Genomic DNA, 25,404 nt, shown 5'->3' with positions numbered 1-25,404 from the left:
AACAGTATTTTAGGTGTGTTCTTGGGCATGCGCTCAATCCTAACTGCAAAGTTTTCAGGCATTTCCGGTGACGGCTTGCAAGGAAACCTTGCAGTTCACCCGTATCCGCTCGTCGCGGCCATCCTAGCCGCGCATGGGACTGCGGGAGATCGCGCCCTTCAGCGTCGTCGAGCCCGTCTGCGATGGATTTCCATCGAGTGTGCCGGGGCATGCGTATACTGCACCCGTGTCTCGCGGGTTCCCGAGCCGCGCCGAATACAGATACCGACTCGCCGGAATGAATGGAACAGATGATGAGTGAATCCGAGGACGCGATCGTGCGGACCAAAAAATGGATCTCAGAGGTCGTGATCGGGTGTCGTCTATGTCCCTTTGCGGCACGAGAGTTCAATCGCGGCGCGATACATTACCAAGTCGGGGACGCCTCCGATCAGGAATCCTGCTTGAAAGCGTTTTTTTCGGAATGCCGCCGCCTTGATACGACTCCGTCGATTGAAACAACACTGTTGATCCTGCCGGGAGCCTTTCCGGATTTCGAGGCCTATCTGGACTTGGTTGCGCTGGCGGAAGGGCTTCTGGAAGCGGAAGGCTATGAAGGTCATTATCAGGTTGCCGGCTTCCATCCCGATTATCGGTTTGCGGATGCGCCCGCGGATGATCCGGCAAATTATACGAACAGATCCCCGTATCCGATGTTGCATCTGCTCCGCGAAGAGAGCATCGAGAGCGTGCTGCAACACTATCCCGATCCGGATGGCATCCCCGAACGTAATATTGCATTCGCCCGCCAGAAGGGACTTGAATACATGAAGGCGCTGAGGGATGCCTGTCTATAGGCCGGGCACGGAAGTCACCGGCGTGCTCGGCGGGGCTGTCGGACCTGGGGGAACGTGGTACAGCAGGAGTCCTGCGGTCTGTTCAGAGGAGCTTGACTAATGCCGCGAGGGCGGCCACCTGGCCCAGCATCAAGGGTACGATCCACTTCAGCAGATCGACCTTTGTTCGCTCGATGGTGGCATGGACATTGGCGATATCCTTTTGGACCTCGGCCCGAAGCGCGGCGATATCCCGTTTTACCTCGGCCCGAAGCTCGGCGATTTCTTTTTGGATCCGCAGCTCGGACTCGCGGACATCCGACCGAAGGGCGACATCGCCGGCGCGCGGCCACTGTTGCTCCAAGGCATCGATCGTCTCGACGATCAGCCTAAAGCGCGTTGCGTCGTCCGGCGCCTCGGTCAGGTTCTCGTACAATCTCAGGGCGAGTCCCATGCGTTGCTCCTCGACTCAATTGGACCGGACGGCTCGCCATCGCGGGCTTCCGAGTCGGCAAGGTCGTTACCGGATTCGGGACCACCCGTCGCCCTTTGCGGAGAGCTTTGCCGCGGGGCGGAGATTCTCGACCATGTCGAGAGTCTCGAGCTCAGCTGCACGCTCCTCCGAATAGCCCAAGGCACGATAATCGAGGATGCCGTCGGGCGAATGGCACTCGACGCAATCGCGGCCCACGGGTTGAATGCCGTGATTGACCATGAGCGAGCCCATCTGTCGCATCCATTTAGGCTCGACGTTCTCGAGGGTGCCGTCGACCAGCGGGTAATCGGTCTTCCATCCGCCGCTGACCCCGAAGTAGGCCATGAACTCGTCCATCATGTAGAGCTTGAACGGCTCTTGGTACATGCGCTGGACGATGGGGTCACGGATCGCCTGCTTCACGGACGCGGTCGTGTCTCCCGTCTCGTAGTAGGTCGCGTAATCGAACGGCAGGATCATGGCGCCGAACGGACCTTGATTCCCCATATCCTCGTACATCATGGCGTTGAAGAGCTTGAAGGGATAGATACGGCTCTCCCCGTTGTTCATGTGCGCACGCAGGTTTTCGTCCAGCATTCGACGCCGCTCGTCCAATTGCTCGGGCGTGAGTTGGGAGAGCGGATCGGTCGCGGCTTCGACATAGGCATCCACATCGATATCCGGATAGGTCTTCTTCAGCTCGATCGCTCGTTCGCGTACAGCGGCGACGACCTCCGGGTCATCGATCCGGGCCAGTTGGTGCATGAGCGGATTGTATTCGGTCGAGCCATTGGGGTTGTTGCCCAGGGCGTTCGCCAGGAAGGTTCCGTTGCCGTTGAACCAGAGGAAGGTGAAGCCCTTGTTGACCTCGCCGGAGCGATAGATGTCGGTGGGCGTGAAGATGCCTTCCTCCGCATCCCACGTCGGGTGAACCCAGTCGCGGAGCACGACGTTGTTCTCCTGGAGCTCCCTGATATGACACGTCTCGCAGGCGATCCGATCAAGATGCCCGTTGAGCAGCGCCTTGTGCTCGGAGCGGTTGTGCGGTGCGACGCTGTGACAGGTGATGCAGGAGACATCGACATTCGGCAGGTCGTTGGCGACGAGATCGACACCCATTCGGCCGCGCGGGATCTTGTGGCCTTCCGGGACATGGCAATCGGTGCATTGCAGACCGGCCGCGGCATGCACGTCGTCCTGCGGGCTGAAGGGGTTGCCGCGTTTGGCGCCCGTATGCAGCAGGCGCTGGTGCTTGTCTCCGAGTGCCTTTGCGGCCTCGTTGTGCAGATAGGCATCCCCGCCCATATTGTGCTGATGACAGTTCAGACAGTTCTTGGTCGTCGAGCGCCCCACGGTGAGTGCTGCTCGCATCGTGCGGTCCTGATTCCAACGCAGTCCGACATCGTCGCGGATCACGTATCGCTGGTTCATGTCGTATTTGCTGGAATGACAGATCAAACAGTCGATCCCCTCTTTGGCGACATCGGGCACGTCGCCGATCGGCATCATCTTTTCGGTCGCCGGCTGATAGTTCCCGCCGATATGGCATTGGCCGCAGCCTTCGCTGCGTAACTCAACCTCGCCATGCGTTGATTCTGGCCTACTCTCCACCAGCGCCGCCCAGCCGGTCCAGGAGAAGCTGCCGGGGATGCCGCAGGCGCGGTTGATCTTGCCGACCGGGATCGGACGGCTGCCCTCTGCGTTCACCTGGCGTCCGTCGTAGCCGTAGGTCGAGAATCCGCCGCCGCCGTCGCTTTGAAACTTGAAATGGACCGAGTTGACGATGTCGTCGAGGGTGTCGACCTCGGAGAGACGCCCGTCGTGATGCCGGACGGTGATGGTGGCGTGGCACTGCAGGCAGGTCTCGGGTCCTTCGTACTGCAGAATCTTCGCATCACGAAAATACTTGATGTGCGTCGGCTCGTGCTCACGCATGAAGGACTGCGTGTTCATCAGCATCTCGACCTTGACCCGTCGCGCGAAGGCGTTGTCGTCTTGCCCGACGATGGCCTCGGCGGCCGCGCGGCGAGCGCTCATAGAGAGCTCGTTCGCCATCGCCTCGAGCTCCTCCTCCGTGATCGGCTGACTGTTGGCATAGGTCAAAGGTGCGTTTGATTTCCCCACGTAGGCGTCGAAAGCGATCGGATAGACGACCTTGTAGAGCACGAACAAGACGAGCAGTCCCACCGCAACCGTGACGAGAAGCCGGCGTGCGTTCTTGGGTGTCAACAGGGTTTTGGCGAATGCGTTCATGGCGTCTCACGCGGGGCTGAAGCCGGGGTCTCGGGACGGGGAGGGTCGGTTTCGCGATGCCATCCGGTGATCATCGCGCGGAGATTCGAAAAGACCGTCTCGCCGGTGGTAATGATGTACATGTGCACCAAGAGGAAGAGTGCCAGAAGATAGCTGACGACGACATGGGTCATGGCGACGACCCAAACGCTTCCGAGGCCGAATAGGGTCTCCGGCAGATAGACCGAATAGAGGAAGGCCCAGCCGCTGATGAGGAGGATCGGCATCAGGCCGTACATGACGCCGAGATAGCTGAGTTGTTGAAGTGTGTTGAACTTCATGGCCTCGGTGACGTGAAACGGATGCGGCTCAAGCCGGAAGATTCCGATCATGTAGTAGCGCGTCTGGGCGATCAAATCCCCGATGAGTGTGCGAAACCGGACGCGATAGTGGCGTGCATTCTCGCTTCGGGCATTCGTCACGACGAATCCGATCCAAGCGATGGTCAGCAATATCCCGGCTGTATTGTGCACGACGCGTGCGGTGGCGAAGGGCATCAGCCAATCGGCCCCGGCGTAATGCATGCTGACCCCGGAGGCGATCAAGGCCAGGAACAAGAGCGCGTTTATCCAGTGCCAAAGCCGCAGCCAAGCCGGATAGAGATACAGCGATGTCATCATGCCCTCCTGTTTGCCCGACGGGCGAGATAGCGACCGAGGCCGTGCGCCGCAAGCAGCAGGACCATCAGGCCCATGATCACCAAGCTGAGTCGGTCGAGCGCCGGGCTTTTGCTCATTCCGACCACATAGGCCTCGTTGAATACGGCCTTGGCGAGCAAGCCGCGGCGGGCGATATCCTCCTCCGATCGGAATTGATAGAGCCGCGCGAGGAGCTGCGGGTCGGCGGAGTGACAGCTCACGCAATTCTGCTCGCTGTCCTCGGCGGGCAGAATTTCATGATGCGCAAACACGGCGACGGGCGTGTGACAGTCCACGCAACGCACCGATGTCCAGTGAGCGTCTCGGTTCGGCAGCCAGTCGTGGCTTGTACTCGACGGCCCGACCAGCTGCATATGGCAAGACAGGCAGACCTCGTTGTGGTTCCGTACGATCCGGGCGATGGGCTCTCCTACCACCGCCGGGCGGAAACGATGCGGATCGTGACAGGAGTGGCAACTGAAACCCAAGGCCTCCGGTGCGTCCGACACGGCGTGGACGCTGCGTTTGAACTCGGCATCGATGTCGATCCACCCTCGGCTCAGGTCGTGGTCGTCGTCTTCGTGACAGCCGATACAGTCCAGATCGCCCGGAGCAGGCCGGTTCGGGTGCGGGTAGCGTCGATAGCTGCGGCGATGACAGTCGATGCAGGCCAGCTCGCCGTGGACCGAGTGCGCGAGGCCCTCGCGATCGATCGAGAGATCGACGATCTCCCCGTCATCGGGATCGCGGTACGCAAGGGTCGACATGGCATGGCAGCGCAGGCAGGCGTGCCGATCCGCCGAGGCTTCGGCGCGATCAATGTCCAGGGCATCGCCGACCGGCTCGGCGATCGCCTCGGGGGCCGGGGCGGCGCTCGCCCCGAACGCGAATAGACAGAGCCACAGGGCGAGCGACCAGCCGAGGCGGACAGCCCGGACTGTCGTCGATGCAGGGCCGGTTGTCGAGGCCGGTCGCGATTGATCGGGGTGAAGTTGGGCTCCCTGTCGGGCCACCCGGTCGCGTGAGGCATTCATGTCGCATCCTGATTGCCGTGATGAGCTAGGTTTCATCCCGGTCTCGAGGTGAAATCCGCGCCGGGTCGGTCGAGTCCGGCACCGTCGAAGATGATCTCGGTACGTCGATTCCGGCGGTCGCGCAGTGTGAGCAGCGTCGCCGAATCAGGGTTGAACAAGGTCCCTCATAACCTTAGGAGTCTCGCTATTGCCCATGACGCATCACGGGTCCGGCCGTGGCAGGGACGTCGGGAAATTGCCGCGATCGATCTCGATCTTACGCGTGCTCGTCATGAGGTTCCAGCATCCGAGCCGAGCACCGGCGTATGCCGAAGGAAGACTGCTGCCGAACCCTCGAGGCACCGTGCGCAGGATTCAGTCCGAGTCGATGCCGAGATCGGAAAAACCGTTCCTCCGAGCATTCGACGATGCGCGGTGGTCGTCCTGAAGGTATCCTCACCCCGATTCGCACCCGTTCCGCGCACCTTTTCAACAATGAGGAGTCCGGCATGACTACCAGGCACGACGGGGAGACCCGTACTCAGAACCGTCATCTTCTGGACTGGGTGACGCAATTGGCCGAGCTGTGCCAACCCGATCGCGTTTACTGGTGCGACGGTTCTCAAAAAGAGTACGACCGACTCTGCGCCGAGATGGTCGATGCCGGCACCTTCGTCCGGCTGAATCCCGAGAAGCATCCCAACAGCTTTCTTGCCCACTCGCATCCGAGCGACGTGGCCCGCGTCGAGGACCGCACCTTCATCTGCTCGCTTCGCGAGGAAGACGCGGGCCCCACCAACAACTGGCTCGAGCCGCGCAAGGCGAAGGCCCTGCTCAAGGGTCTGTTCAAAGACTGCATGCGCGGGCGCACGCTTTACGTGATCCCGTTCAGCATGGGTCCAATCGGCTCGCCGATCGCGCATATCGGTGTACAGATTACCGATTCGCCCTATGTCGTGGTGAACCAGCGGATCATGACCCGGATGGGCCAGCGAGTGTTGGATACCCTGGGCGATCACGGCGACTTCGTGCCCTGCGTGCATTCCGTGGGCGCACCCCTTCAACCCGGCGAGCAGGATGTTCCCTGGCCCTGCGCGAACAGCATCGAGGACAAGTACATCGCGCATTTCCCCGAGACCCGCGAGATCTGGTCTTTCGGCAGTGGTTACGGCGGCAATGCCCTGCTCGGCAAGAAGTGTTTCGCGCTGCGCATCGCCTCGGTGATGGCGCGCGACGAGGGTTGGCTGGCCGAGCATATGTTGGTGATGGGCGTGGAGTCGCCCGAGCATGAGAAGCGCTATGTGGCCGCGGCATTCCCGAGCGCCTGCGGAAAGACCAACTTCGCCATGCTGATCCCGCCCAAGGGGTTCGAGGGCTGGAAGATCACCACGGTGGGCGACGACATCGCCTGGATCAAGCCCAATCCCGCCGACGGGCGTTTTTACGCGATCAATCCCGAATACGGCCTGTTCGGCGTGGCCCCGGGGACGAACGACGACTCCAACCCCAACGCCATGGCGGCGCTGCGTGAGAACGCCATCTTCACCAATTGCGCATTGACCGACGACGGCGGCGTCTGGTGGGAGGGTATGACCAAGGAGCCCCCCGACCACCTGATCGATTGGAAGGGCGAGGATTGGACTCCGGGGTGCGGTCGGCCCGCGGCCCATCCGAATGCGCGCTTCACCGCACCCGCCTCGGCCTGCCCCTCGATCGATCCGGAATGGGAGAACCCCAAGGGCGTGCCCATCAGTGCCTTCCTGTTCGGCGGCCGGGTCAGTCGGCATTTCCCGCTCGCCTTTCAGAGCTACAACTGGGAACACGGGGTCTATCTGGCCGCGACCATGGGGTCGGAGGCGACTGCGGCGGCGATCGGGCAGGCGGCGGTGCGGCGCGATCCCATGGCAATGCTGCCCTTCTGCGGCTACAACATGGCCGACTATTGGCGGCATTGGCTGCGGATCGGTCGGCGCTGCGTCTCCACCCCGCCGCGGATCTTCCGCGTCAATTGGTTTCGCAAGGACGAGCACGGGCGCTTCATCTGGCCGGGCTTCGGCGAGAACATGCGCGTGCTCGAATGGATCGTCAAACGCTGCAACGACGACGGCTCGGCGGTCGAGAGCCCGATCGGCTGGATTCCGGACTATGAGGCCTTCAACTGGGACGGGCTGGATTTCGATCGCGAGCGGTTCTACTCGATCATGAATATCGATCGCGAATCGGCTCGACTCGAGACCCACGATCAGGAGGAGCTCTTCACGCGCTTCGGCGACCACATGCCACGCGAGCTCGAGAGCGAGCGCGAGCTGCAGCTTGCCCGGCTCTTCCACTCGCCGGCGCTTTGGGATCTTTCCAGCACCAAGAGGTCCTGAGCGGGTGCCGAGCCGATCCTTCGCGGCCGGTCCGTCGAGACTGTTTGCGTCCCTGTCGCCGTTGCGGCTCAAGCGATCGGTCGCGGGCGCCAGCGCGGGAGGGCACCCGGATCGGGCCGCCCGTGTCGTCGCGGCCTTACCGGCCTATCAGGTCGCACTCTGGCCCGACGGATGGGAGCTCGGTGCCGGCGGCGAGGTGGCGGTGCGCGACACCCATGCGATGGCCGAGGCCCGGCGTTGGTATGTGCTGGCCGATCGCGGGGCCGGGGCGCCGTGCATGAATCGGACGATGCGTCTCTACGGCACCTTTGTTCCGCGCCCGGTTGTTGCGCTGGCAGGTCAACGGTTTGCGTCGGAGTGCGTGGCCTCGGTGGCCGTGCAGTTGGTGGCGGGGGAGTGGATCACGGAGCGGCGACAGCAGCTTCTCGAGGCGCCCGACGAGGCAATGCGCGCGAGAGCACTCGGATGGACGGGTTCTCGGCATAACGCCGAGCTGAACACCGAGACGATGACGGCCTGCATCATTCAAGTCATCGCAGACTGTCGTCGGGAAGGCATCATCCCGGCCGCAGGCTTTGATCTGAAGTTGCGTCCGGACGACGGCTTCGGGATTCGCGGCTATCGCTGTCTAATCACCGTGGATCTGGACAGCTCCGAGCGCGCGCGATTTCGCGAGGCGATTCAGACGGCCTTGGTGCCTTGGAATCGCGCCGTCGTGCGCGATGGTGCGGCGCATCCGCTGGTCAAGGTCGAGGTGCGTGCCCGCAGGTAACCGGTCCTATTCATCGTGCAGCCCGGCAAGCAATTCGGTAACGATTCGCAAATAAGGTGAACACCTTTGATCGACGGGTCGGCCCGGGTGAGCAGAGCAAACGCCGGAATCCGCGGCGTCGGTGACCTGCCGGGGTTCGCAAGCTCACCCCGGCCTACATGTTGGCGTCACGGACCGCCGAGGGCGTGCGGCGGATGACGCGATCGCTCATCCGCCCCGACGTCCTGAACCGCGTCCGCTCGAGGTCGCAGGAGTTGACCGAGGCTCTATCGACCTCGGCACCGGCATGCACGCAACGAGACGCGGTTCAGCCTCAGAGCGTCTTTGCCTGTTCCGCGAGGTAGATCCAGGTATCGATGACGGTATCCGGGTTGAGCGAGATGCTGGTGATCCCTTCCTTGAGGAGCCAGTCTGCGAAGTCCTTGTGATCCGACGGACCCTGACCGCAGATGCCGACATATTTGCCTTGGGCGCGGCAGGCGGCGATCGCCATCGAGAGCATCTTCTTCACGGCCGGGTCGCGCTCGTCGAAGCTCTCGGCGACCAGGCTCGAGTCGCGATCCAGGCCCAGCGTGAGCTGGGTCATGTCGTTGGAGCCGATCGAAAAACCGTCGAAATATTCAAGAAACTCATCGGCCAGTACGGCGTTGGAGGGTAGCTCGCACATCATAATAAGGCGCAGCGCGTTCTTGCCGCGCTCCAGGCCTTGCTCGGCGAGCGCCTCGACGACCGCTTTGGCCTGTTTGAGCGTCCGCACGAACGGAATCATGATCTCGACGTTGGTCAGACCCATGTCGTCGCGCACCCGCTTGAGCGCCTCGCACTCGAGCTCGAAGCAGTCCTTGAAGTTCTCCGCCACGTAGCGTCCGGCCCCGCGGAACCCGATCATCGGGTTCTCTTCCTCGGGTTCGTAGCGGGTTCCGCCGACCAGGTTGGCGTACTCGTTGGACTTGAAGTCCGACATGCGCACGATGACCGTGTTGGGAGCGAAGGCGGCTGCCAAGGTTGAGATGCCCTCGGCAAGCTTGGCGATGTAGAACTCGCGCGGACTCGCGTAGGCGGCGATCCGTGGCGCGATCTTGGCCTTGAGGTCTGCCGGGAGCTGGTCGAATTCGAGCAGCGCCTTTGGATGGATTCCGATCATGTTATTGATGATGAATTCCAGACGCGCAAGACCGATACCGGCGTTCGGCGTCGCCGCAAAGGCGAAGGCGCGGTCCGGGTTGCCGACGTTCATCATGATCTTGACCGGGATCTCGGGCATGGCCGAGAGCTCCACGGTCTTGTAGTCGAACGCCAGCTTGCCGTCGTAGATAAGGCCGGTGTCGCCCTCCGCGCAGCTGACGGTGACGAGCTGGCCATCCTTCACCACCTCGGTCGCGTCGTTGCAGCCGACCACGGCGGGTACACCCAGCTCGCGGGCGATGATGGCAGCATGACAGGTGCGCCCGCCGCGGTTGGTAACGATCGCTGCCGCGCGCTTCATGACCGGCTCCCAATCCGGATCGGTCATGTCGGTGATAAGGACGTCGCCGGCCTCGACGCGATGCATGTCGGCGATGCTCGAGACGATCTTGGCCGCGCCGGCGCCGATACGGCTGCCGATGCTGCGTCCGGTGGTGAGCACCGGACCCTTCTCGCGCAGGACGTAGCGCTCGATGATGTTGCCCGAGCGGCTCTGGACGGTCTCGGGACGCGCCTGCACGACGTAGAGCTTGCCGTCGTTGCCGTCTTTCGCCCATTCGATGTCCATCGGGCGGCCGTAGTGCTGCTCGATCAGAACGGCTTGCCGCGCGAGCTGCTCGACCTCGGCGTCGGTGATGCTGAAGCGTGGGCGGTCGGCATCCGGGACGTCTTCGGTGCGCACCGGGCTTTTGGCGCCCGCTGCGTCGTCGTAGACCATTCGGATCGCCTTGTCGCCGACACTGCGTCGCAGGATCGCGGGACGGCCGGCAGCCAGCGTCGGCTTGTGGACGTAGAACTCGTCCGGGTTGACCGCGCCCTGTACGACCATCTCGCCGAGTCCGTAGCTCGAGGTGATGAAGACGGCGTCGCGAAAGCCCGATTCGGTATCCAGGGTGAACATGACGCCGGAGGCGGCCAGATCGCTGCGCACCATGCGCTGAATGCCGGCCGAGAGGGCGACATTGCGGTGCTCGAAGCCCTGGTGCACGCGATAGGAGATGGCCCGGTCGTTGAACAGGGAGGCGAAGACCTCCTTAATCCGGTGTTTGATGTTGTCCAGACCCTCGACGTTGAGGAAGGTTTCTTGCTGACCCGCAAAGGAGGCGTCGGGCAGATCCTCGGCGGTGGCCGAAGAGCGCACGGCCCAGGAGACCGCAGCGGTGCCGGCTTCTGCGGTGAGGCGGGCGAAGGCGTCGTCGATCGCCGCTTCCAGTGCCGCCGGGAAGGGCTGCTCCATGACCCAGCCGCGGATGCGTGGACCGGCTTGGGAGAGCGCCGTGACGTCGTCGACGTCCAATGCGTCGAGGACCGTTTGGATGCGCTCGTCCAGTCCGTCTTTGGCGAGAAACTCGCGGTAGGCGTCGGCGGTCGTCGCGAACCCGCCCGGCACCTGAACGTCCACGTCGGTGAGGTTCTGGATCATCTCGCCGAGCGACGCGTTCTTGCCGCCGACGACGGGGACGTCGTCCATTCCGAGCTCGCTCAGCCAGCGGACATAGTCGGTCATCTTGATCGTTCTCCAGTTTCAGAGGATGTCGGGCGGAACTCCTAGGAACCGCTTCGGGGCCGGGCAGTGCCGTTGTGCCGCGGGTGCTCGACGTTCGATCCGGGATGGCGCATCGTCATTTGGACAGCGAAACCCGGTGCGCGCCAGACTCTGTAATCGTTCCGACGTAACGAGGCAATATAGCCTAGTTCGAAAACGGCCGCCTTCGACCTGGGTCAATCTTGAGGATTGACTCAGCGCGTAGGTGCGGTGAGGTACGAACCGCACCGTGCTCAACGGGTAGTGCGACGACCGCACCGGGCATCGGAGCGGTTCCTTCGTCACCACATCCACATCACGGCCCCGGCAGGGCGCGTCGGGGTGACACAAACGGTTCAGTCAACAGCTCGGCGGTGGCTTTTTGCTCACTCGCCGTGTCGTGGTCTGTAAGTGTCCGGGATCAGAATGGTCGGGGTGCGCTGGGTCGTGTCCTTGTCCGGAAAATCCAGGGTGTAGTGCAGCCCGCGACTCTCGCGTCGGCGCAGCGCCGATTGGATGATCAGGTCCGCGACCTCGAGCAGGTTGCGCAGCTCGATCAGGTCGTTGCTGACCCTGAACTTGCTGTAGTACTCGATGACCTCCTGTTGGAGCAAGTCCGCACGGCGCTTGGCGCGGCGCAGGCGTTTGTTGGTGCGCACGATGCCGACGTAGTCCCACATAAAGCGACGCAGCTCGTCCCAGTTGTGTGTTACCACGACCTCTTCATCCGGCTCGGTGACCCGGCTCTCGTCCCAGGGCTGCACCTCGGGCGGCTGCGGAATGTCGTTCATCAGGCGTGCGATGTCTTCGGCCGCCAGCTCGGAGTACACCAGGCACTCGAGAAGGGAATTGCTCGCCATCCGGTTCGCCCCGTGCAGGCCCGTGTAGGCGGTCTCGCCGCTGGCGTAGAGGCCGGGTAGATCGGTACGGGCTCGGTCATCGACCATCACGCCGCCGCACGTGTAATGTGCCGCCGGGACCACCGGTATGGGGTCGGTTGTGATGTCGATGCCGAGCTCGAGGCAGCGACGGTGGATGGTCGGGAAGTGCTCGATGACGAAATCGGCGGGACGATGCGAGATATCGAGATAGACACAAGCGGTCCCGAGCCGCTTCATCTCATGGTCGATGGCGCGTGCCACGATGTCGCGCGGGGCGAGCTCGGCACGTGGGTCGAACCGGGGCATGAAGCGCTCTCCGTCGGGCAACAGTAAACGTGCGCCTTCCCCGCGCAGCGCCTCGGTAATCAGAAAGGAACGCGCCTCGGCGTGATAGAGGCAGGTCGGGTGAAACTGCATGAATTCCATGTTCGCCACCCGACACCCGGCTCGCCAGGCCATTGCGATGCCGTCGCCGGTTGAGACATCGGGGTTGCTGGTGTAGAGATAGACCTTGTTTGCGCCCCCGGTCGCCAAGACGACAAAACGTGCAAGGTGGACTTCGACCTGTCCCGTGCCCAGATCAAGGATGTAGGCGCCTAGACAGCGGTGGTCTTTCTTGCCGGGGCGATGTTTGGAGGTGATGAGATCGACCGCGATGTGCTCCTCGAACAGCGTGACGTTCGGCTTGTTACGCACCTGTGCCTCGAGCGTCGTCGACACTGCTCGGCCGGTTGCGTCGGCGGCGTGGATGACGCGGCGATGGGTGTGGCCCCCTTCGCGGGTCAGGTGATAGCCGCCTGTCGATGCGCTTGCCTCATCGCGTGTAAACTCCACGCCCTGATCGAGTAACCAGCGGATGTTGTCCGGTCCGCGCTCAACGATGTGCTTAACCACGCGACGGTCGCAGAGCCCGGCGCCGGCCTTGAGGGTGTCCTGGACGTGCGATTCGATCGAGTCCGTCGCATCCAGCACGGCCGAAATGCCGCCTTGCGCATAGAGCGTGCTTCCTTCTTTGAGCTCGCGCTTGGAGATGACGGCGACCGACAGATCCTCGTGCAGTCGCAGTGCGAGGCTTAGTCCCGCGGCGCCGCTGCCGAGAATCAGGACGTCGTGGCGGTAAGGCGTGGTTGGCATGATCGGAACCTTCGTTTGGGGATCTCACGGGCGTCGAGGTCGGCGACGTGTTGAGGTTCGACGTCTTGGCGACCCTTCGATCCCCAACGTGATCGGGTTGAGTTTGGGTGATCGGCGCGGTTCGCCGTAAACTCGCCCATTTCATGGGCGGGATCAAGGTTTGTCGCTTTTTTTAGGGGGCCTCGGCCGCAATTGAGGAGGCTCACGAACTTCCGAATCGGGGAATTGTCCATGCCAACGGGATTGCTGGTCAGCAGCGCCAAGGCTCGTGTCCATGTCTGAGCGCACCGCCGATCAGGAGCTTGTGACGCGCGCCCAGAACGGAGACAAGCGCGCGTTCGACTTGCTGGTGTTGAAGTATCAGCAGAGGGTGGCAAACCTGATTTCCCGCTACGTCCGCGACCCGAGCGAGGTGATGGACGTCAGTCAGGATGCCTTCCTGAAGGCATATCGCGCACTCCCTGCGTTTCGCGGCGAGAGTGCGTTTTACACCTGGCTGTATCGCATCGCGGTGAACACGGTAAAGAATCACTTAGTGGCACAGGGACGTCGTCCTCCGGGAGACGATGTCGAGGCCGAGGTCGCCGAGCAAATGGATATGGGCGTTCGCCTTCGTGACTCGGGGACGCCCGAACGGCTCGCTCTGACCGAAGAGATCGCACAAACGGTTCAGCGCGCGCTCGACGACCTCCCCGACGATCTGCGCACGGCCATTGTTCTGCGCGAGCTCGAGGGTATGAGCTACGAAGAGATCGCGACCGCAATGGCGTGCCCGATCGGTACAGTGCGCTCACGCATCTTCCGGGCCCGCGACGCAATCGACAAGCGGTTGAGGCCGCTCCTCGAACCATGATGATCCCGACGCGTCAAACAGGCAGCGAGGACGATTGCTCCAGATGCGGTGCGGTTTCCTCATCGGCCAGCTCGCCGGGCCCGCGATCTCGAGATCCGGGCGCGACGACGGCCATCCCAACGACACGACTTCTCAGCCCAGGCATGAAGCAATGAGCGACGAGCTACGACAACGCATTTCCGAGCTTCAGGACGGCGAGCTCGATCCCGCCGGCACCGCGCGACTGGTCGATGCCATGGCAGGCAATCCGGGCCTGCGAGGTACATGGGAGCGCTACCATACGATTGGTCTGGCGATTCGGGGCGAGTCCGTTCACGCAACCCGTCGAGGTGTTGCCGATGTGGTTCGCGAACGCATCGCGCATGAGCCGACGGTCTTGGCCCCGCCCCGCGGCGATGCGAAGCCGCCGAAGGCCAAGAGGCCGGTCGCAGCCGTGGCGCTCGCGGCAGCAGCCGCCTTTCTCGCGGTTTTCGTCGTCCCCGGGCTGTTCGACGGCGTGAGTCCACTCCCGAGCGTCCGCACGGCGCCGACCCTCGCTGCGCAACCGGGAGTTGTGGCGATACCGGCGCAGCGCTGGGACTTGGAGCACCCCGAATTGGCCAACAAGCTCGATCTTTTCCTCGTTACCCACCAAGAAACCGCCCCGACGACCGGGGCCAAGGGCATGCTGCCTTATGCGACCTTTGTCGGTTATGAAGCGGGTCGCTGATTCATGGCTCCCGGCCCGGTTGGGCATATTCTTCTTGCTCGCGCTCGTGGTCCAGGCGAGCCTTGCGGATGACGTGATCCAGCGCGCGAGTGATCTGCTTCAAAGGATGGCCGATGCGCTGAAGTCGCTCAACTACGAAGGAACCTTGGTTTACTCTCACGAGAACCGGCTCGAAGCCCTTCACCTGGTCCACCGCTACGAGGAGGGACAGGTTCAAGAGCGGTTACTCTCCCTGAACGGCCCGGTGCGGGCCGTGACCCGCGAACCCGACCGGGTGATGTGCGTGCTGCCCGACGGGCATCCGATCTCGGTCAAACGTCCATCCGGCGCAGGCGGACTCTTGAATACCGACGGAATATTCCCGGAGCATCTCGGTGATCACTATCGCATCGAGATCCAGGGTATCGCGCGGGTCGCCGGTCGTGATACCGAGGTGGTCGGTATTATTCCGCGCGATGATTTGAGGTACGGGTACCGGTTTTATGTCGATCAGGAAACCTTTCTTCCGCTGAAGTCGGATCTGATCGACAGCAACGGTGCATCGCTGGAGCAGTTGATGTTCACCGCCATCACAGTCGACGGGAATACCCCGACCGTATCTGCGCGGGTTGAGGAATCCGGACTGCGGGGCGCCCCCGTGGCCCCCGTCGAAGGCCGCTGGCGCTTCGACGAGCCTCCGGTGGGATTTCAATTGGTGAGTCAGGGCGTGATGGACAATCCGAGTGGCGCGCTGGTCGAGCACTTCCTCTTTACCGATCGGCTTTCCGCGTACTCGATCTATATCGAAGACGACACCCGCGACGGGCTGCGTGGATCGACCCACATCGGTGCCGTACATGCGGCCGGGCGGCAGATCGACGGCTACCAGATTACGGCCGTCGGGGAGGTTCCGCCCGAGACCGTCGAAGCGGCCGTGCTCAGTGTACGGCGCGTCGACGATCCGTCGGACTAATCCGCCGATGATCGAGGAATCAGGTGTCGTCGTCTCGACCGAAGGCCGTTATGCCTGGGTCCGTATCACGCGGCGCTCGGTCTGCGGCGGTTGCGCCGCAAACGGCGCCTGCGGTACATCTTTGATCGAGCGCTTTTTCGGGCGCGGCTCGATGCAGGTTCGAGCGCTGAATCAGGTGGACGCATCGGTCGGCGAGCGGGTGATGCTCGCGATCTCGGAGCGTGGCCTTCTTTCGGCGTCTTTCGCGGTCTACTTTGCACCCTTGGTCGGTCTGCTCGGCGGTGCGTTCGCGGGAGATGCCCTGCTTACCGGAGTCGCCGAAGGCGCCTGGACGGATGCGGGGGCTCTGGTCGGTGCTGCACTCGGCTTCGGTCTGGCGTTGTTCTGGCTGCGCGGCTACAGTGCGCGCTCATGGAGCCGTCCGGAGCAGCAAGCGGTGGTGTCCCGGATCGAGCAGGGCGTGCCGGTACAGATCCTTCCGGGGCCCTGATCCGAATCGACCCCGAGACGACCGTCGACGCGAGCGTTCGGCGACACAAAACGCAGGGCCGGTCCGGCCCGGCGGTCGAGCGTGTTTAGATACCCTCCAAATCCTTTTTCCGCCACGTCCGGCAACGCCGTCATCGAGGCGGCCAGCCGATCGAATCCACTGATCCCGGAGCATTCATGCGTCCCATACCAACCTTCTCCTTCGCCCTCGCGGCATTGGTCTGCGGCGCGCTCATGCCGGGTCTTGCGGCCAGCCGTATGCTTCCCGACTTCGTGGATCTGGTCGCCGAGAACGCCCCCTCCGTCGTCAACATCAGTACGAAACAGGCGCAGGTGACGGTCGAGCAGTTGCCGGAGTTTTCCGTTCCCGACCTCCCGGAAGAGAGCCCCTTGCAGGATTTCTTTCGGCATTTCTTCGGCGAGGACGGCGAGCTGCCGAACGATAGCCTCCCGTCGCGCTCGCTCGGATCCGGGTTCATCGTCTCGACCGACGGATTCGTCCTAACCAACGCCCATGTCGTGGAGGGTGCCGAAGAGATCATCGTGCGCACCAGCGATCGGCGCGAATTCGTGGCCTCCCTGGTCGGAACCGACAAGCGCAGCGACATTGCATTGCTCAAGATCGAGGGCGAGGGGCTCCCGGCGGTCAAAATCGGCGCCGCTCAAGACCTCAAGGTCGGCGAGTGGGTGCTGGCGATCGGCTCGCCTTTCGGGTTCGAATCCTCGGCCACGGCCGGCATTGTCAGTGCCAAGGGCCGCAGCCTCCCGAGCGAGAACTATATCCCGTTCATCCAGACCGATGTGGCCATCAATCCGGGAAATTCGGGCGGGCCCCTGTTCAACCTCGACGGCGAGGTGGTCGGTGTCAACAGCCAAATCTACAGCCGCACGGGAGGCTTCATGGGGCTCTCGTTCTCGATCCCGATCGACGTCGTGATGGACGTGGTCGACCAGTTGCAGACCAAAGGTCGGGTCAGTCGCGGTTGGCTCGGCGTGTTGATTCAGGACGTGACCCGCGAGCTGGCCGAGAGTTTCGGTATGAAGCAGCCCCGCGGCGCATTGGTGGCCCAGATCCTTCCGGGGAGTCCTGCCGAGGGGGCGAAGGTCCGTCCCGGCGATATCATCGTCACCTACAACGGACGCGACATTCTGACCTCGAGCGCATTGCCTCCGATGGTGGGGATTACGCCGGTCGGCGATCGGGTGACGCTGCAAGTGCTCAGGGGCGGCGAGCTGGTCGATCTCGAGGTCGAGATCGGCGAGCTGCCCGAGGAAGATCAACTCGCCGCGCGGCCGAGCGAGCCGGAGAAGGCGTCTGCGAATCGGATCGGTCTCTTCGTCAGCGAGATCACACCGGAGCAGCGCGAAGAGTTGTCCGTCACCGGCGGTGGCGTGCTGGTGGAGGGCGTCGAGCGCGGGCCTGCGGAGCAGGCGGGGCTGACCTCCGGTGATGTGATCCTGATGCTCGACAACCAGCCGGTGCAGGATTTGGCGGGCTTCAACAGGATCCTCGAGGCGATACCGTCCGGTCGATCGGTGGCGGTTTTGGTTCAACGCGGCGACGGACGCATGTTCCACGCGATAAGGTTACCTTGAGGGTATCCGACCGCGTTTTGCGCGCCGATCGGCAGAGCGTCTCGGGGGCGGTGTGCGCTAGCGTTCTGACTCCGATTCGGCTGCGGTCTCGATATCGGGACCGAGCAGGATGGCAATCGGACGCGTATGCGGGCTCGCGTCCAGGGCGATGATCAGGGTAGCGGTGAGCGGTACAGCCAGGAACATGCCGACCGTGCCGAACAACCAACCCCAAAACAATAAGGCGATGAAGACGGCCAGCGTCGAGATCCCCAGCCCTTTGCCCATGATCCGCGGCTCCAGGACATTGCCGATGACCGTATTGATGACGAGATAGCCCACCGCCACCCAGATGGCGGTGGACACATCCACCTGCACCAGGGCGAGCAGAACCGCCGGGATCATCATCACGATGTTGCCGACAACGGGGATGAAGTTCAGGAAGAAGGCCAGCACGGCCCAGAGGATGGCGAAGTCGATGCCGAGAAACCACAGCCAGAGCCAGACGCACACGGCTGTCCCCAGGCTGGTGAGGCTCTTGATCAGCATGTAGCCTTTGATCGCGTCCAACAGCCGTTTCAGGCGCGCATTGCCTGCCTCCGTCATCCGGAAGGCGACCTGCAGCTTGGCCGGAAGTGCATTGGCCTCGAGCAGAATGAAGACGACGGCGAGCAGCACCAGAAGCCCGGTGGCGAAGAACCCGCTGGCGTTGGACAAGAGATACCGAACGGCGATCGCAACCTTGTTGGGGTCCAGCAAATCCGGGATCGCCTCGCGCGAGCCGCCGACGCCGACGCCCTCCATCCAGCCTCCGAGCTGATCGCTCAGGAGCATGAAGCGCTCCTGATAGGTCGGCAGGCTGTCCCGGAACCCCTCTATCGCCCCCGTGGTGACGAGAGCCAGGAGACTCCCGACATCCAGCAGCACGAAGACGATGATCGCCAGCGCGCCCCATTTCGGGACACCGCGCCGCCGCATCCATTTGAGCGCCGGCGTGGCGACGATGGCAATGAATACGGCCAGCAGGAGCGGCACCAGGATAGGCGCCGAGATCTTCATGAGGCCGACCACCAGCGCGAAGGCGCCCGCGACGAGGAGTCCGCGCGCGGGTGGACTGAAACCGCTCAGTACGTTGCTCATCGTGTCGGATCCTCGGGTGATTGGGGCCGGTCGATGGTGTCTTGAGCCGGCATCTCGAACGCGGCCGAGCCAAGGCGTTTCCCATTGCCCTTTTCAGACGGGGCAATCGTACCCCAGCTTCCCGCGAGTCGCACCATGACGGCGGAGCAAACAGCGCCGAGCCCGTGGACGGGTGATGGCATCCGGTCTCGCGGGGTCCATAATTGTCTCGTGGGACGACAACATCACGACAACAGACGAGGAGCGCATCGAAGAGCTATGAACATCATCAAGGCAGCAGTGACAGCCGGGATTGCGAGCTTGGTCCTGAACGGACCAGCCGTCGCAGTCGACATGGGCGACATGATGAATCCATCCAAATGGATGGGCGGCAACAAGGAACGCCGCGGGGAGGGTGACTATCCGCCGCCTCAGGGTTATTACCCGCAAAGCGGACCCGGTTACGGTGGTGCGCCGGGGTACGGAACGGCACCGGGCTACGGATCCACGCAGCCGGGTTACGGCGTCGCACCCGGCCAAGGCTACGGGCCTCCGCCCGGCTACGCAGACCCGCAAGCGGGGGCTGCTCCGATGCAGCAAATTCCCCCGCAGGGATACGGCGGAGCGCCGGGTTACGGACAAGTCCCCGGTTACGGAGCAGGCAACGCAGAAGGCTATCCGCCCGCTCCTGCCTACGGCCAGGGTTACACGCCCGGTTATGGCCAGGGTTACGCGCCAGGTTACGGCCAAGGCTATGACCAGGGCTATGCCCCGCCCCCTGGCGTCGGGCAGGGATACGGACCGGGTTACGGGCAGGGTTATGGCCCCGAATACGGACCCGGCTACGGACCCGGCGAGGATGATCGCGGCGGAAGCGGCATGAACCCGATGAAGATGATGCCGAACCCGATGCAGATGTTTAAAGGCAACAAGGACTAAGAAAGGACCGGGCGGTAAGTGCCGCCCGGGTTCGCCGATCTTACCCGAGCCGTTTACGCGCCTGGCTCCGGGTTTCGAAACTCCTCATCCGGGTGTTCTTTGAGTCTCGTCACTGCTGGATTGACCGGCCCCCGCTCCGCGGCTAGCCTCAAGCCCTAACCGAGGCCGGTCGCGTTGGCGACCCTGTTCTCATCTGCCGTGTTCGGCGATACCCGGAGGATGCCGGTCTTGTGAACAAGAAGGATCTTAGCGAGCGCGACATCTGCACCAAGCTCATCACCCCGGCACTTCTGACCGCCGGATGGACTCAGGGCCAAATCCGCGAGGAGGTCCGACTTTCCGCCGGGCGTGTCATCGTGCGCGGCAAGATTGCCTACCGCATCAGTAAGGCGACGGCCAAAGGCGGGCCAAAACGCGCGGATTTCGTGATCTACGCCAGAGGGAACATCCCGATCGCCGTCATCGAGGTGAAGCGCGCCGTCTATGCGATCGGCGCCGGCATGTAACAGGCGCTCGAGTATGCCGAGATGCTCGACGCCCCGATCGCCATCAGCTCCAACGGCGAGGGATTTCTACGCCACGACCGCACCGGCATCACCCAGCCTGCTGAACGCGAGCTCGGACTTGACGAGTTTCCCGCCTTCGACGATCTCTGGGCCATCTACCGTCAGTGGAAAGGAATCCAGTCCGTACCTCAGATCGCGCTCGTCGCCCAGCCCTACCACACTGACGGAAGCGGCAAAGAGCCCCGTTACTATCAGCGCGTCGCGATCAACCGCACGATCGAGGCGATTGCCCGCGGACAACAGCGAATCCTGCTGGTCATGGCCACCTGAAATACTTCGGAAACCCCATTTATACCTACTCGCTGAGACATGGGATCGAAGACGGGTTCCTCGCGCCCTACAGGGTCATCCGGGTCGTGACGGACGCCGATGCCTTGGGTTACACGCCGGAGCAGAACAAGCGCGACAAGGACGGCCAACTCTTCGAGTAGCGTCAGTACAACACGAAGGACTTCGACCGGACACTGATCCTGACCAAACGCACCGAACTGGTCGCTCGACGGGTCTGGGAGTACCTCGAGGCGACCGACCCGATGGCCAAGACCATCGTCTTCTGCGACGATCAAACCCATGCCGAGCGCATGCGCCAGGCCCTGGTCAACCTGTTTCCGGAGGCCGCCGCCAACCGGCGCTATGTCGTGCGCATCATCGGCGACGACAAGGAAGGTAAGGCCCAACTCGCCTACTTCATCGACAACGACGAGCCCTTTCCGGTCATCGCCACAACATCCAAGCTGCTCTCGACCGGGGTCGACGCAAAGACCTGCAAGCTGATCGTGCTGGACCAGACCATCAATTCCATGACTCAGTTCAAGCAGGTGATCGGCCGGGGCACGCGTATTCGCGAGGACTACAACAAGCTCTACTTCACCATCGTGGACTTCAAGAACGCGACTCGTCTTTTCCAGGATCCGGAGTTCGACGGTGAACCGATCACGGTCTATGAACCGAAGCCGAGCGAGCCGATCGTACCGCCAGAGGACCGGAGCGCAGACGCCGCCGAGATCGAGGAGACAGGGGTGTTCGACGGTCAGGGGATTGGGGACGAGGGTGCTACGACCCAGTCTGGCCCCGAAGGTCAGCCTGAGAACCCCCAGTCGCCGCCCGCAGGCCTCCGCGACACCATTGAAGATGTCGAGGGTCGGACGGCGATCGAACGGGGTCAGTATCTCGATGCCAACGGCAGGCTGGTGACCGAGTACTATCGGACTCCACTCTAGAACAAGCTCAAGCGCAGCCTCAGGCACGAGTTCGCATCGTTGGACGATTTCCTGCGCCGCTGGAACGGATCCGAGCGAAAGCAGGCCTTAATCGATGAACTGGCAGAGATCGGCGTTCCCTTGGCCGTCTTGCGAGAGGCGGTCCCGGGCGGCGACGATCTCGACGCCTTCGATCTAGCTGCGCATATTGCTTTCGACCAGCCGCCGCTGAGACGCAAGGAACGTGCAGACAAGGTGCGCAAACGCAACTATTTCGGCAAGTATGGCGAAGACGCGCGCGCCGTCCTGGAGGCTCTGCTGGACAAGTATGCCGACCACGGCATCACCGAGATCGAAGACCCAAAGTGTTGGAGCTGCCGCCCTTCAGTCGGCTCGGCAGCAAAACACAGATTCGGCGACGGGTCTTCGGCCGGCCCGACAAATTTACCGAGGCTCTCAGCGAGCTAGAGCATCGCCTGTATCGCGACACGGCCTAGACCCGATTTGCGAGGTTCAAACCATGACGACAAGCGAGCTACGCAACAAACTGCGAGACGAGATCCGGGAGCTTCTCGATTCGCACTTACAAGAGGTGTTCGACATCATTCATTTTTTTCGACTCGGCTTGGAGCGCGAGCCTACGACAACCGTTTCCAACGTCATGCGTTTTGCCGGTGCCTGGGAGGACATGGAGGATCCGGATGGAGTCGAGGCCGAGCTGCGCCAGCGCCGGCACGCGGCATTCGCATCGAGGCGTCGCGATGAAACCGGCGCTGATTGATACCGACGTCCTCTCGCGGTTCTTTCGAGGACACGGACAGGTCGTCAAGCGGTTCGGCGACTACACCGCACAATACGACATCGTCACGTTCAGTATCGTCTCCGCGAGGCATGGAGAGCGGAGCGAGGCCGAGCGGCCCCCGGTAGGCGTCGGCGCGTGCGTGGCGCCGTAGTGGCGAAGCGGCCGTGGTCGCGAAGCCGCGGAGGCGGTATGCAAAGCGCATCGGACACGCCGTCAAGCCATTCGTCGCAGGGCCGTGCGCAGCCCGACCGCGCCCCTCGGGCGCACGTCGTGGCGCAGCGCGGCCCGGAGCGGGGCGAACCGGGGCCAAAACAGGTCGTCGCCAAGGAGCGAGTCCGTCCGGCCGCAGGAGCCCCCGGACGGATTCACGAGCGACACGCGACTCTCCGGACCTACTACGAGATCCTCAGCGGCCTGCGGCACCGGGACGCCCGACGTCAACTGGAGTCGTTTCTTGCTTTCAGCCAAGAGACGACGAGGACGGTTGCCGCGCCGTGCCCGCCTTAGGGAACGACGACCAGGATCGCATCCGGGCCAAGCAGACGATCGAAATCCTTGGCCTCAATATTCGGGACCAGCTCAATCGAAAGCGCAAGGAGAAGTTGGACGATTGCCTTCGGCACATCTCGGATTATGTCAGCACCCACAGGACATTCAGAGCACAATCACTCAAGCTCGTACAGCAGACCACCGCGAAAGCGGAGCTGATTCGACTCAGGGATTATGCGTCCGAGTTTTCGTCAGTCGCGGATGCCTGCATCGAAAAAGAGGCTCCTGAGGCACTGAAGAAACTCGTCCACGACGGCGCCGTTGGATGAAGTTGCCGACGGCCCAGCAAGACCTCGATTCTGAAATGGGGTAACAGGCGGGGCAATCGGTGAGTCTTGGGGCCTCGGTACGAATCCCTCAAACCCGAGACCATCGACGAAAGACGAGGTTCGGTTACCGGCCATAGGCGGCGCTGGTAACCACAAAGCCGGCAATTTCATGCGCCGGCGTTTTCGCTGCGCAGCGTTTAGCATGTCGACCGGAACATCAAACCCCGCCGAGCGATTTCCCGATCATCAAGCTGCCGGCGGCGATACTGCCGCAGATTGCGACCCCGGGGAGTGTGTCGATGATCTCGACCTTACACGGGCCAGGCCGGGAGCGTGGTCGTGCCGGTCAGCTCGAAGGTGATTTAGGTGAGTAGGCCGAAGAGTGCATCGTTGAGCAGGGCGCGGCCGGGCGAGCCTTGCAGGAAACCCTGTTCCTCTCCTGGTTTTCTGCCGATTCTCTCGGTCAGCCGCCAACCAACCCAGTGGAGTGAATGCCATGCAAGCCATCGAACTCGAGACCGAAATCGACGAAAACCACGAGATCCGCCTGAAACTGCCGGAGGCGATCCGGGCGCGCAAGGCCAGGGTCGTGGTGCTGTACGAGGAGGCCGAGTCTGCGACCGACCGGGACATTCCGGCTCAACACGATGCCGCCAAGTCATCCAGGGAATTCGGTCAGTTTCGCAGCCAGATCTGGATGAGCGATGACTTCGATGCGCCCTTGCCGGATGATTTCTGGCTGGGAGGCCATCCATGAGGCTCTTGCTCGACACCCATTGCTTTCTCTGGCTCAACGGTCAGCCTGAGAAGCTAGGCGCCGTGTCGTTGAACGCCTGCCGGGATCCGAAAAACCCCCTGTTTCTCAGCCTGATTTCCCTGTGGGAGCTCCAGATCAAGCATCAGCTGGGCAAGCGTGATCTCAAGGTATCCTGGCAACAGATGTTGAATGTGCAACAGGCGCAGAATGGCTTGCGGATATTGCCGGTTTCTTTGCCCCATATCGTGCAACTCGGCCAACTGCCGATGCATCATGGCGATCCTTTCGACCGGATGCTGGTTGCTCAGGCTCAGTTCGAAGGCATGGCGCTGGTCACCGCTGATGCGGCTATGGGGCCTTATGACGTGGAGGTGATTTGGTGACTCTTGGCGCAGCAGTTCGGCGAAAAGCATAGACCGGGCGGGCGCTCGAAGGCGGTGCTGTATACCCGGTTGGACCATCAGACCCCACCGAGCCATTTCCCGATCATGAAGCTGCCGGCGGCGACGCTGGCACAGAGCGCGATGCCCCAGAGTGTATCCACGATCACCACCTTGATGGGCCAGTTCGGGAGCGTGGCCATGTTGGTCAGCTCGTAGGTGATGTAGGTGAAAAAGCCGAAGAGTGCGCCGTTGAGGAAGGCCCGGCCGAGCGAGTCCTGCGCGAGCGCAGGAGCGACGGCAAAATAGAGGATGCCGGCGATATAGATGAGGTAGAAGCTCAATGCGGCCGGCCAGTTCACCGTCGGGCTCAGGGCGTGGGCGAGGTTGTCGCGATAGAAGGTCTTCGCGACGACGCCCAACCAGAGCAGATCGATGGCGAAGAAGACCGGAACGGTCAGGAGATAGAGCTTTGCGAAAAAGAGGGCTTGCATGATGGATCCTCTGCTGGTCGATGGTCCGGCCGATGCGTCTTGCCGTCTGATTTTGGCACACGGGGCAGGGCAGGGCGCCGACTCCCCCTTCATGAGCGCGGTTGCCCATGCGTTGGCAGCCGCCGGGCTGCACGTCGTTCGCTTCTCGTTCCCCTATATGGTGCGAAGCGAGGTGGACGGACGGCGGCGTCCTCCCGATCGCGAGCCGATCCTGATCGAGACCTGGCTGCGGGTGATCGCCGAGCAAAAAGCTGCCCATGGCGCGGATCGACGCCTGCTGATCGGCGGCAAATCGATGGGCGGGCGTATCGCCAGTCTGATTGCGGACGAGGCCGGCGTGAATGGTCTGGCCTGTCTGGGGTATCCCTTTCATCCTCCGGGTCGCCCGGAGCGCACGCGAGTCGCGCATCTGTCCGGGCTGCGCACGCCGACGCTGATCTGCCAAGGCGAGCGCGATCCTTTCGGGAGCCGGGAGGAGATCGTTCGCTATGATTTGAGCCCGTCGATCGAGATCGTCTGGATCACGGACGGAGAGCACAGCTTCAAGCCGCGTCGGGCATCCGGGGTCACACTTGAGCAGAATCTGAGCATGGCGGCCGATGCCGTCGTGTCGTTCGCGGCGCAACTGGAATAGCCTTCGGTTTCGCGCT

26 protein-coding genes and 1 pseudogene are annotated in these 25,404 nt (G+C 62.7%); 19 read left to right on the top strand and 8 right to left on the bottom strand.

Annotated elements, in window-relative coordinates:
* Positions 1–281 precede the first annotated feature (281 nt).
* On the top strand, positions 282–836 hold the full coding sequence (locus LT988_RS02905) for a DUF1415 domain-containing protein (protein WP_232408758.1): 555 nt from the start codon (positions 282–284) through the stop codon (positions 834–836).
* Between the two features lie 82 nt (positions 837–918).
* Here the strand turns inward: LT988_RS02905 and LT988_RS02900 are convergent, their stop codons facing one another.
* The 4 genes from LT988_RS02900 to LT988_RS02885 form a co-directional block, all read right to left on the bottom strand.
* Positions 919–1,269, bottom strand: a complete 351-nt coding sequence (locus LT988_RS02900; protein ID WP_232408757.1) for a DUF1640 domain-containing protein — start codon at positions 1,267–1,269, stop codon at positions 919–921.
* 66 nt (positions 1,270–1,335) lie between these two features.
* Positions 1,336–3,543, bottom strand: a complete 2,208-nt coding sequence (locus LT988_RS02895) for a cytochrome c3 family protein (protein WP_232408756.1) — start codon at positions 3,541–3,543, stop codon at positions 1,336–1,338.
* On the bottom strand, positions 3,540–4,199 hold the full coding sequence (locus LT988_RS02890; protein ID WP_232410498.1) for a cytochrome b/b6 domain-containing protein: 660 nt from the start codon (positions 4,197–4,199) through the stop codon (positions 3,540–3,542). The genes LT988_RS02895 and LT988_RS02890 overlap by 4 nt, the downstream gene beginning before the upstream one ends.
* On the bottom strand, positions 4,199–5,254 hold the full coding sequence (locus LT988_RS02885; protein WP_232408755.1) for a cytochrome c3 family protein: 1,056 nt from the start codon (positions 5,252–5,254) through the stop codon (positions 4,199–4,201). The genes LT988_RS02890 and LT988_RS02885 overlap by 1 nt, the downstream gene beginning before the upstream one ends.
* A 488-nt stretch (positions 5,255–5,742) precedes the next feature.
* Between LT988_RS02885 and LT988_RS02880 the strand changes: the two genes are divergently transcribed.
* Positions 5,743–7,605 carry a phosphoenolpyruvate carboxykinase (GTP) gene (locus LT988_RS02880; protein ID WP_232408754.1) on the top strand — a complete coding sequence of 621 codons (1,863 nt, stop codon included), beginning with the start codon at positions 5,743–5,745 and terminating at the stop codon, positions 7,603–7,605.
* Positions 7,606–7,609: 4 nt separating this feature from the next.
* Positions 7,610–8,377, top strand: a complete 768-nt coding sequence (locus tag LT988_RS02875; RefSeq protein ID WP_232408753.1) for a hypothetical protein — start codon at positions 7,610–7,612, stop codon at positions 8,375–8,377.
* Positions 8,378–8,690: 313 nt separating this feature from the next.
* Here LT988_RS02875 and ppsA read toward each other — a convergent pair whose 3' ends face one another.
* Complete coding sequence (gene ppsA / locus LT988_RS02870) at positions 8,691–11,069, bottom strand: phosphoenolpyruvate synthase (RefSeq protein WP_232408752.1); 2,379 nt, start codon at positions 11,067–11,069, stop codon at positions 8,691–8,693.
* 404 nt (positions 11,070–11,473) lie between these two features.
* Entirely contained in the window at positions 11,474–13,102 is a 1,629-nt protein-coding gene (nadB, locus tag LT988_RS02865) for an L-aspartate oxidase (protein ID WP_232408751.1), read from the bottom strand.
* Between the two features lie 274 nt (positions 13,103–13,376).
* On the opposite strand from nadB, the gene rpoE reads away from it, so the two are divergent.
* The 5 genes from rpoE to LT988_RS02840 all read left to right on the top strand — a co-directional run bounded on the left by rpoE (position 13,377) and on the right by LT988_RS02840 (position 17,701).
* On the top strand, positions 13,377–13,955 hold the full coding sequence (gene rpoE / locus LT988_RS02860; protein ID WP_232408750.1) for an RNA polymerase sigma factor RpoE: 579 nt from the start codon (positions 13,377–13,379) through the stop codon (positions 13,953–13,955).
* A 151-nt stretch (positions 13,956–14,106) separates the two neighbouring features.
* Positions 14,107–14,664: a sigma-E factor negative regulatory protein gene (locus tag LT988_RS02855; protein WP_232408749.1), complete on the top strand. Its 558-nt coding sequence runs from the start codon at positions 14,107–14,109 to the stop codon at positions 14,662–14,664.
* The gene (locus LT988_RS02850) at positions 14,648–15,616 is read left to right on the top strand and encodes a MucB/RseB C-terminal domain-containing protein (protein ID WP_232408748.1); all 969 of its coding nucleotides are present in this window, start codon (positions 14,648–14,650) and stop codon (positions 15,614–15,616) included. Before LT988_RS02855 ends, LT988_RS02850 begins: the two co-directional genes overlap by 17 nt.
* A 7-nt stretch (positions 15,617–15,623) precedes the next feature.
* Positions 15,624–16,106, top strand: coding sequence for a SoxR reducing system RseC family protein (locus LT988_RS02845; protein WP_232408747.1), 483 nt, complete (start codon positions 15,624–15,626; stop codon positions 16,104–16,106).
* Positions 16,107–16,282: 176 nt separating this feature from the next.
* On the top strand, positions 16,283–17,701 hold the full coding sequence (locus LT988_RS02840) for a DegQ family serine endoprotease (protein ID WP_232408746.1): 1,419 nt from the start codon (positions 16,283–16,285) through the stop codon (positions 17,699–17,701).
* 57 nt (positions 17,702–17,758) lie between these two features.
* Here the strand turns inward: LT988_RS02840 and LT988_RS02835 are convergent, their stop codons facing one another.
* The gene (locus LT988_RS02835; RefSeq protein ID WP_232408745.1) at positions 17,759–18,820 is read right to left on the bottom strand and encodes an AI-2E family transporter; all 1,062 of its coding nucleotides are present in this window, start codon (positions 18,818–18,820) and stop codon (positions 17,759–17,761) included.
* Positions 18,821–19,078: 258 nt separating this feature from the next.
* Between LT988_RS02835 and LT988_RS02830 the strand changes: the two genes are divergently transcribed.
* From LT988_RS02830 to LT988_RS02785, 10 genes and pseudogenes are all read left to right on the top strand, one after another.
* Positions 19,079–19,738: a hypothetical protein gene (locus LT988_RS02830; protein WP_232408744.1), complete on the top strand. Its 660-nt coding sequence runs from the start codon at positions 19,079–19,081 to the stop codon at positions 19,736–19,738.
* A 230-nt stretch (positions 19,739–19,968) separates the two neighbouring features.
* Positions 19,969–20,244, top strand: a complete 276-nt coding sequence (locus tag LT988_RS02825) for a hypothetical protein (protein ID WP_232408743.1) — start codon at positions 19,969–19,971, stop codon at positions 20,242–20,244.
* Positions 20,245–20,265: 21 nt separating this feature from the next.
* Complete coding sequence (locus tag LT988_RS02820) at positions 20,266–20,574, top strand: hypothetical protein (RefSeq protein ID WP_232408742.1); 309 nt, start codon at positions 20,266–20,268, stop codon at positions 20,572–20,574.
* Positions 20,575–20,837: 263 nt separating this feature from the next.
* Entirely contained in the window at positions 20,838–21,524 is a 687-nt protein-coding gene (locus LT988_RS02815; protein WP_232408741.1) for a hypothetical protein, read from the top strand.
* A gap of 15 nt (positions 21,525–21,539) precedes the next feature.
* A pseudogene (locus LT988_RS02810) lies at positions 21,540–21,971 on the top strand (type I restriction-modification enzyme R subunit C-terminal domain-containing protein); the annotation flags it as partial.
* Between the two features lie 52 nt (positions 21,972–22,023).
* On the top strand, positions 22,024–22,284 hold the full coding sequence (locus LT988_RS02805; protein WP_232408739.1) for a hypothetical protein: 261 nt from the start codon (positions 22,024–22,026) through the stop codon (positions 22,282–22,284).
* Complete coding sequence (locus LT988_RS02800) at positions 22,265–22,456, top strand: PIN domain-containing protein (RefSeq protein ID WP_232408738.1); 192 nt, start codon at positions 22,265–22,267, stop codon at positions 22,454–22,456. Before LT988_RS02805 ends, LT988_RS02800 begins: the two co-directional genes overlap by 20 nt.
* Before the next feature lie 343 nt (positions 22,457–22,799).
* Complete coding sequence (locus LT988_RS02795) at positions 22,800–23,123, top strand: hypothetical protein (protein WP_232408737.1); 324 nt, start codon at positions 22,800–22,802, stop codon at positions 23,121–23,123.
* A gap of 496 nt (positions 23,124–23,619) precedes the next feature.
* Complete coding sequence (locus LT988_RS02790) at positions 23,620–23,880, top strand: hypothetical protein (RefSeq protein WP_232408736.1); 261 nt, start codon at positions 23,620–23,622, stop codon at positions 23,878–23,880.
* Positions 23,877–24,263, top strand: coding sequence for a type II toxin-antitoxin system VapC family toxin (locus LT988_RS02785; RefSeq protein WP_232408735.1), 387 nt, complete (start codon positions 23,877–23,879; stop codon positions 24,261–24,263). Before LT988_RS02790 ends, LT988_RS02785 begins: the two co-directional genes overlap by 4 nt.
* Before the next feature lie 77 nt (positions 24,264–24,340).
* Here LT988_RS02785 and LT988_RS02780 read toward each other — a convergent pair whose 3' ends face one another.
* Positions 24,341–24,754 (bottom strand): DUF2177 family protein, encoded by a 414-nt coding sequence (locus LT988_RS02780; RefSeq protein WP_232408734.1) that lies wholly within the window; start codon positions 24,752–24,754, stop codon positions 24,341–24,343.
* Between LT988_RS02780 and LT988_RS02775 the strand changes: the two genes are divergently transcribed.
* A complete protein-coding gene (locus tag LT988_RS02775) occupies positions 24,753–25,388 on the top strand; it encodes an alpha/beta family hydrolase (protein WP_232408733.1) in 636 nt (211 codons plus the stop codon). The two genes, LT988_RS02780 and LT988_RS02775, sit on opposite strands and share 2 nt — an antisense overlap.
* Positions 25,389–25,404 lie beyond the last annotated feature (16 nt).

Origin of the sequence: Thiocapsa bogorovii (assembly GCF_021228795.1) — a bacterium.
Classification (GTDB): Bacteria; Pseudomonadota; Gammaproteobacteria; order Chromatiales; family Chromatiaceae; genus Thiocapsa; species Thiocapsa bogorovii.
This window is presented reverse-complemented; position numbering and strand designations above follow the sequence as displayed.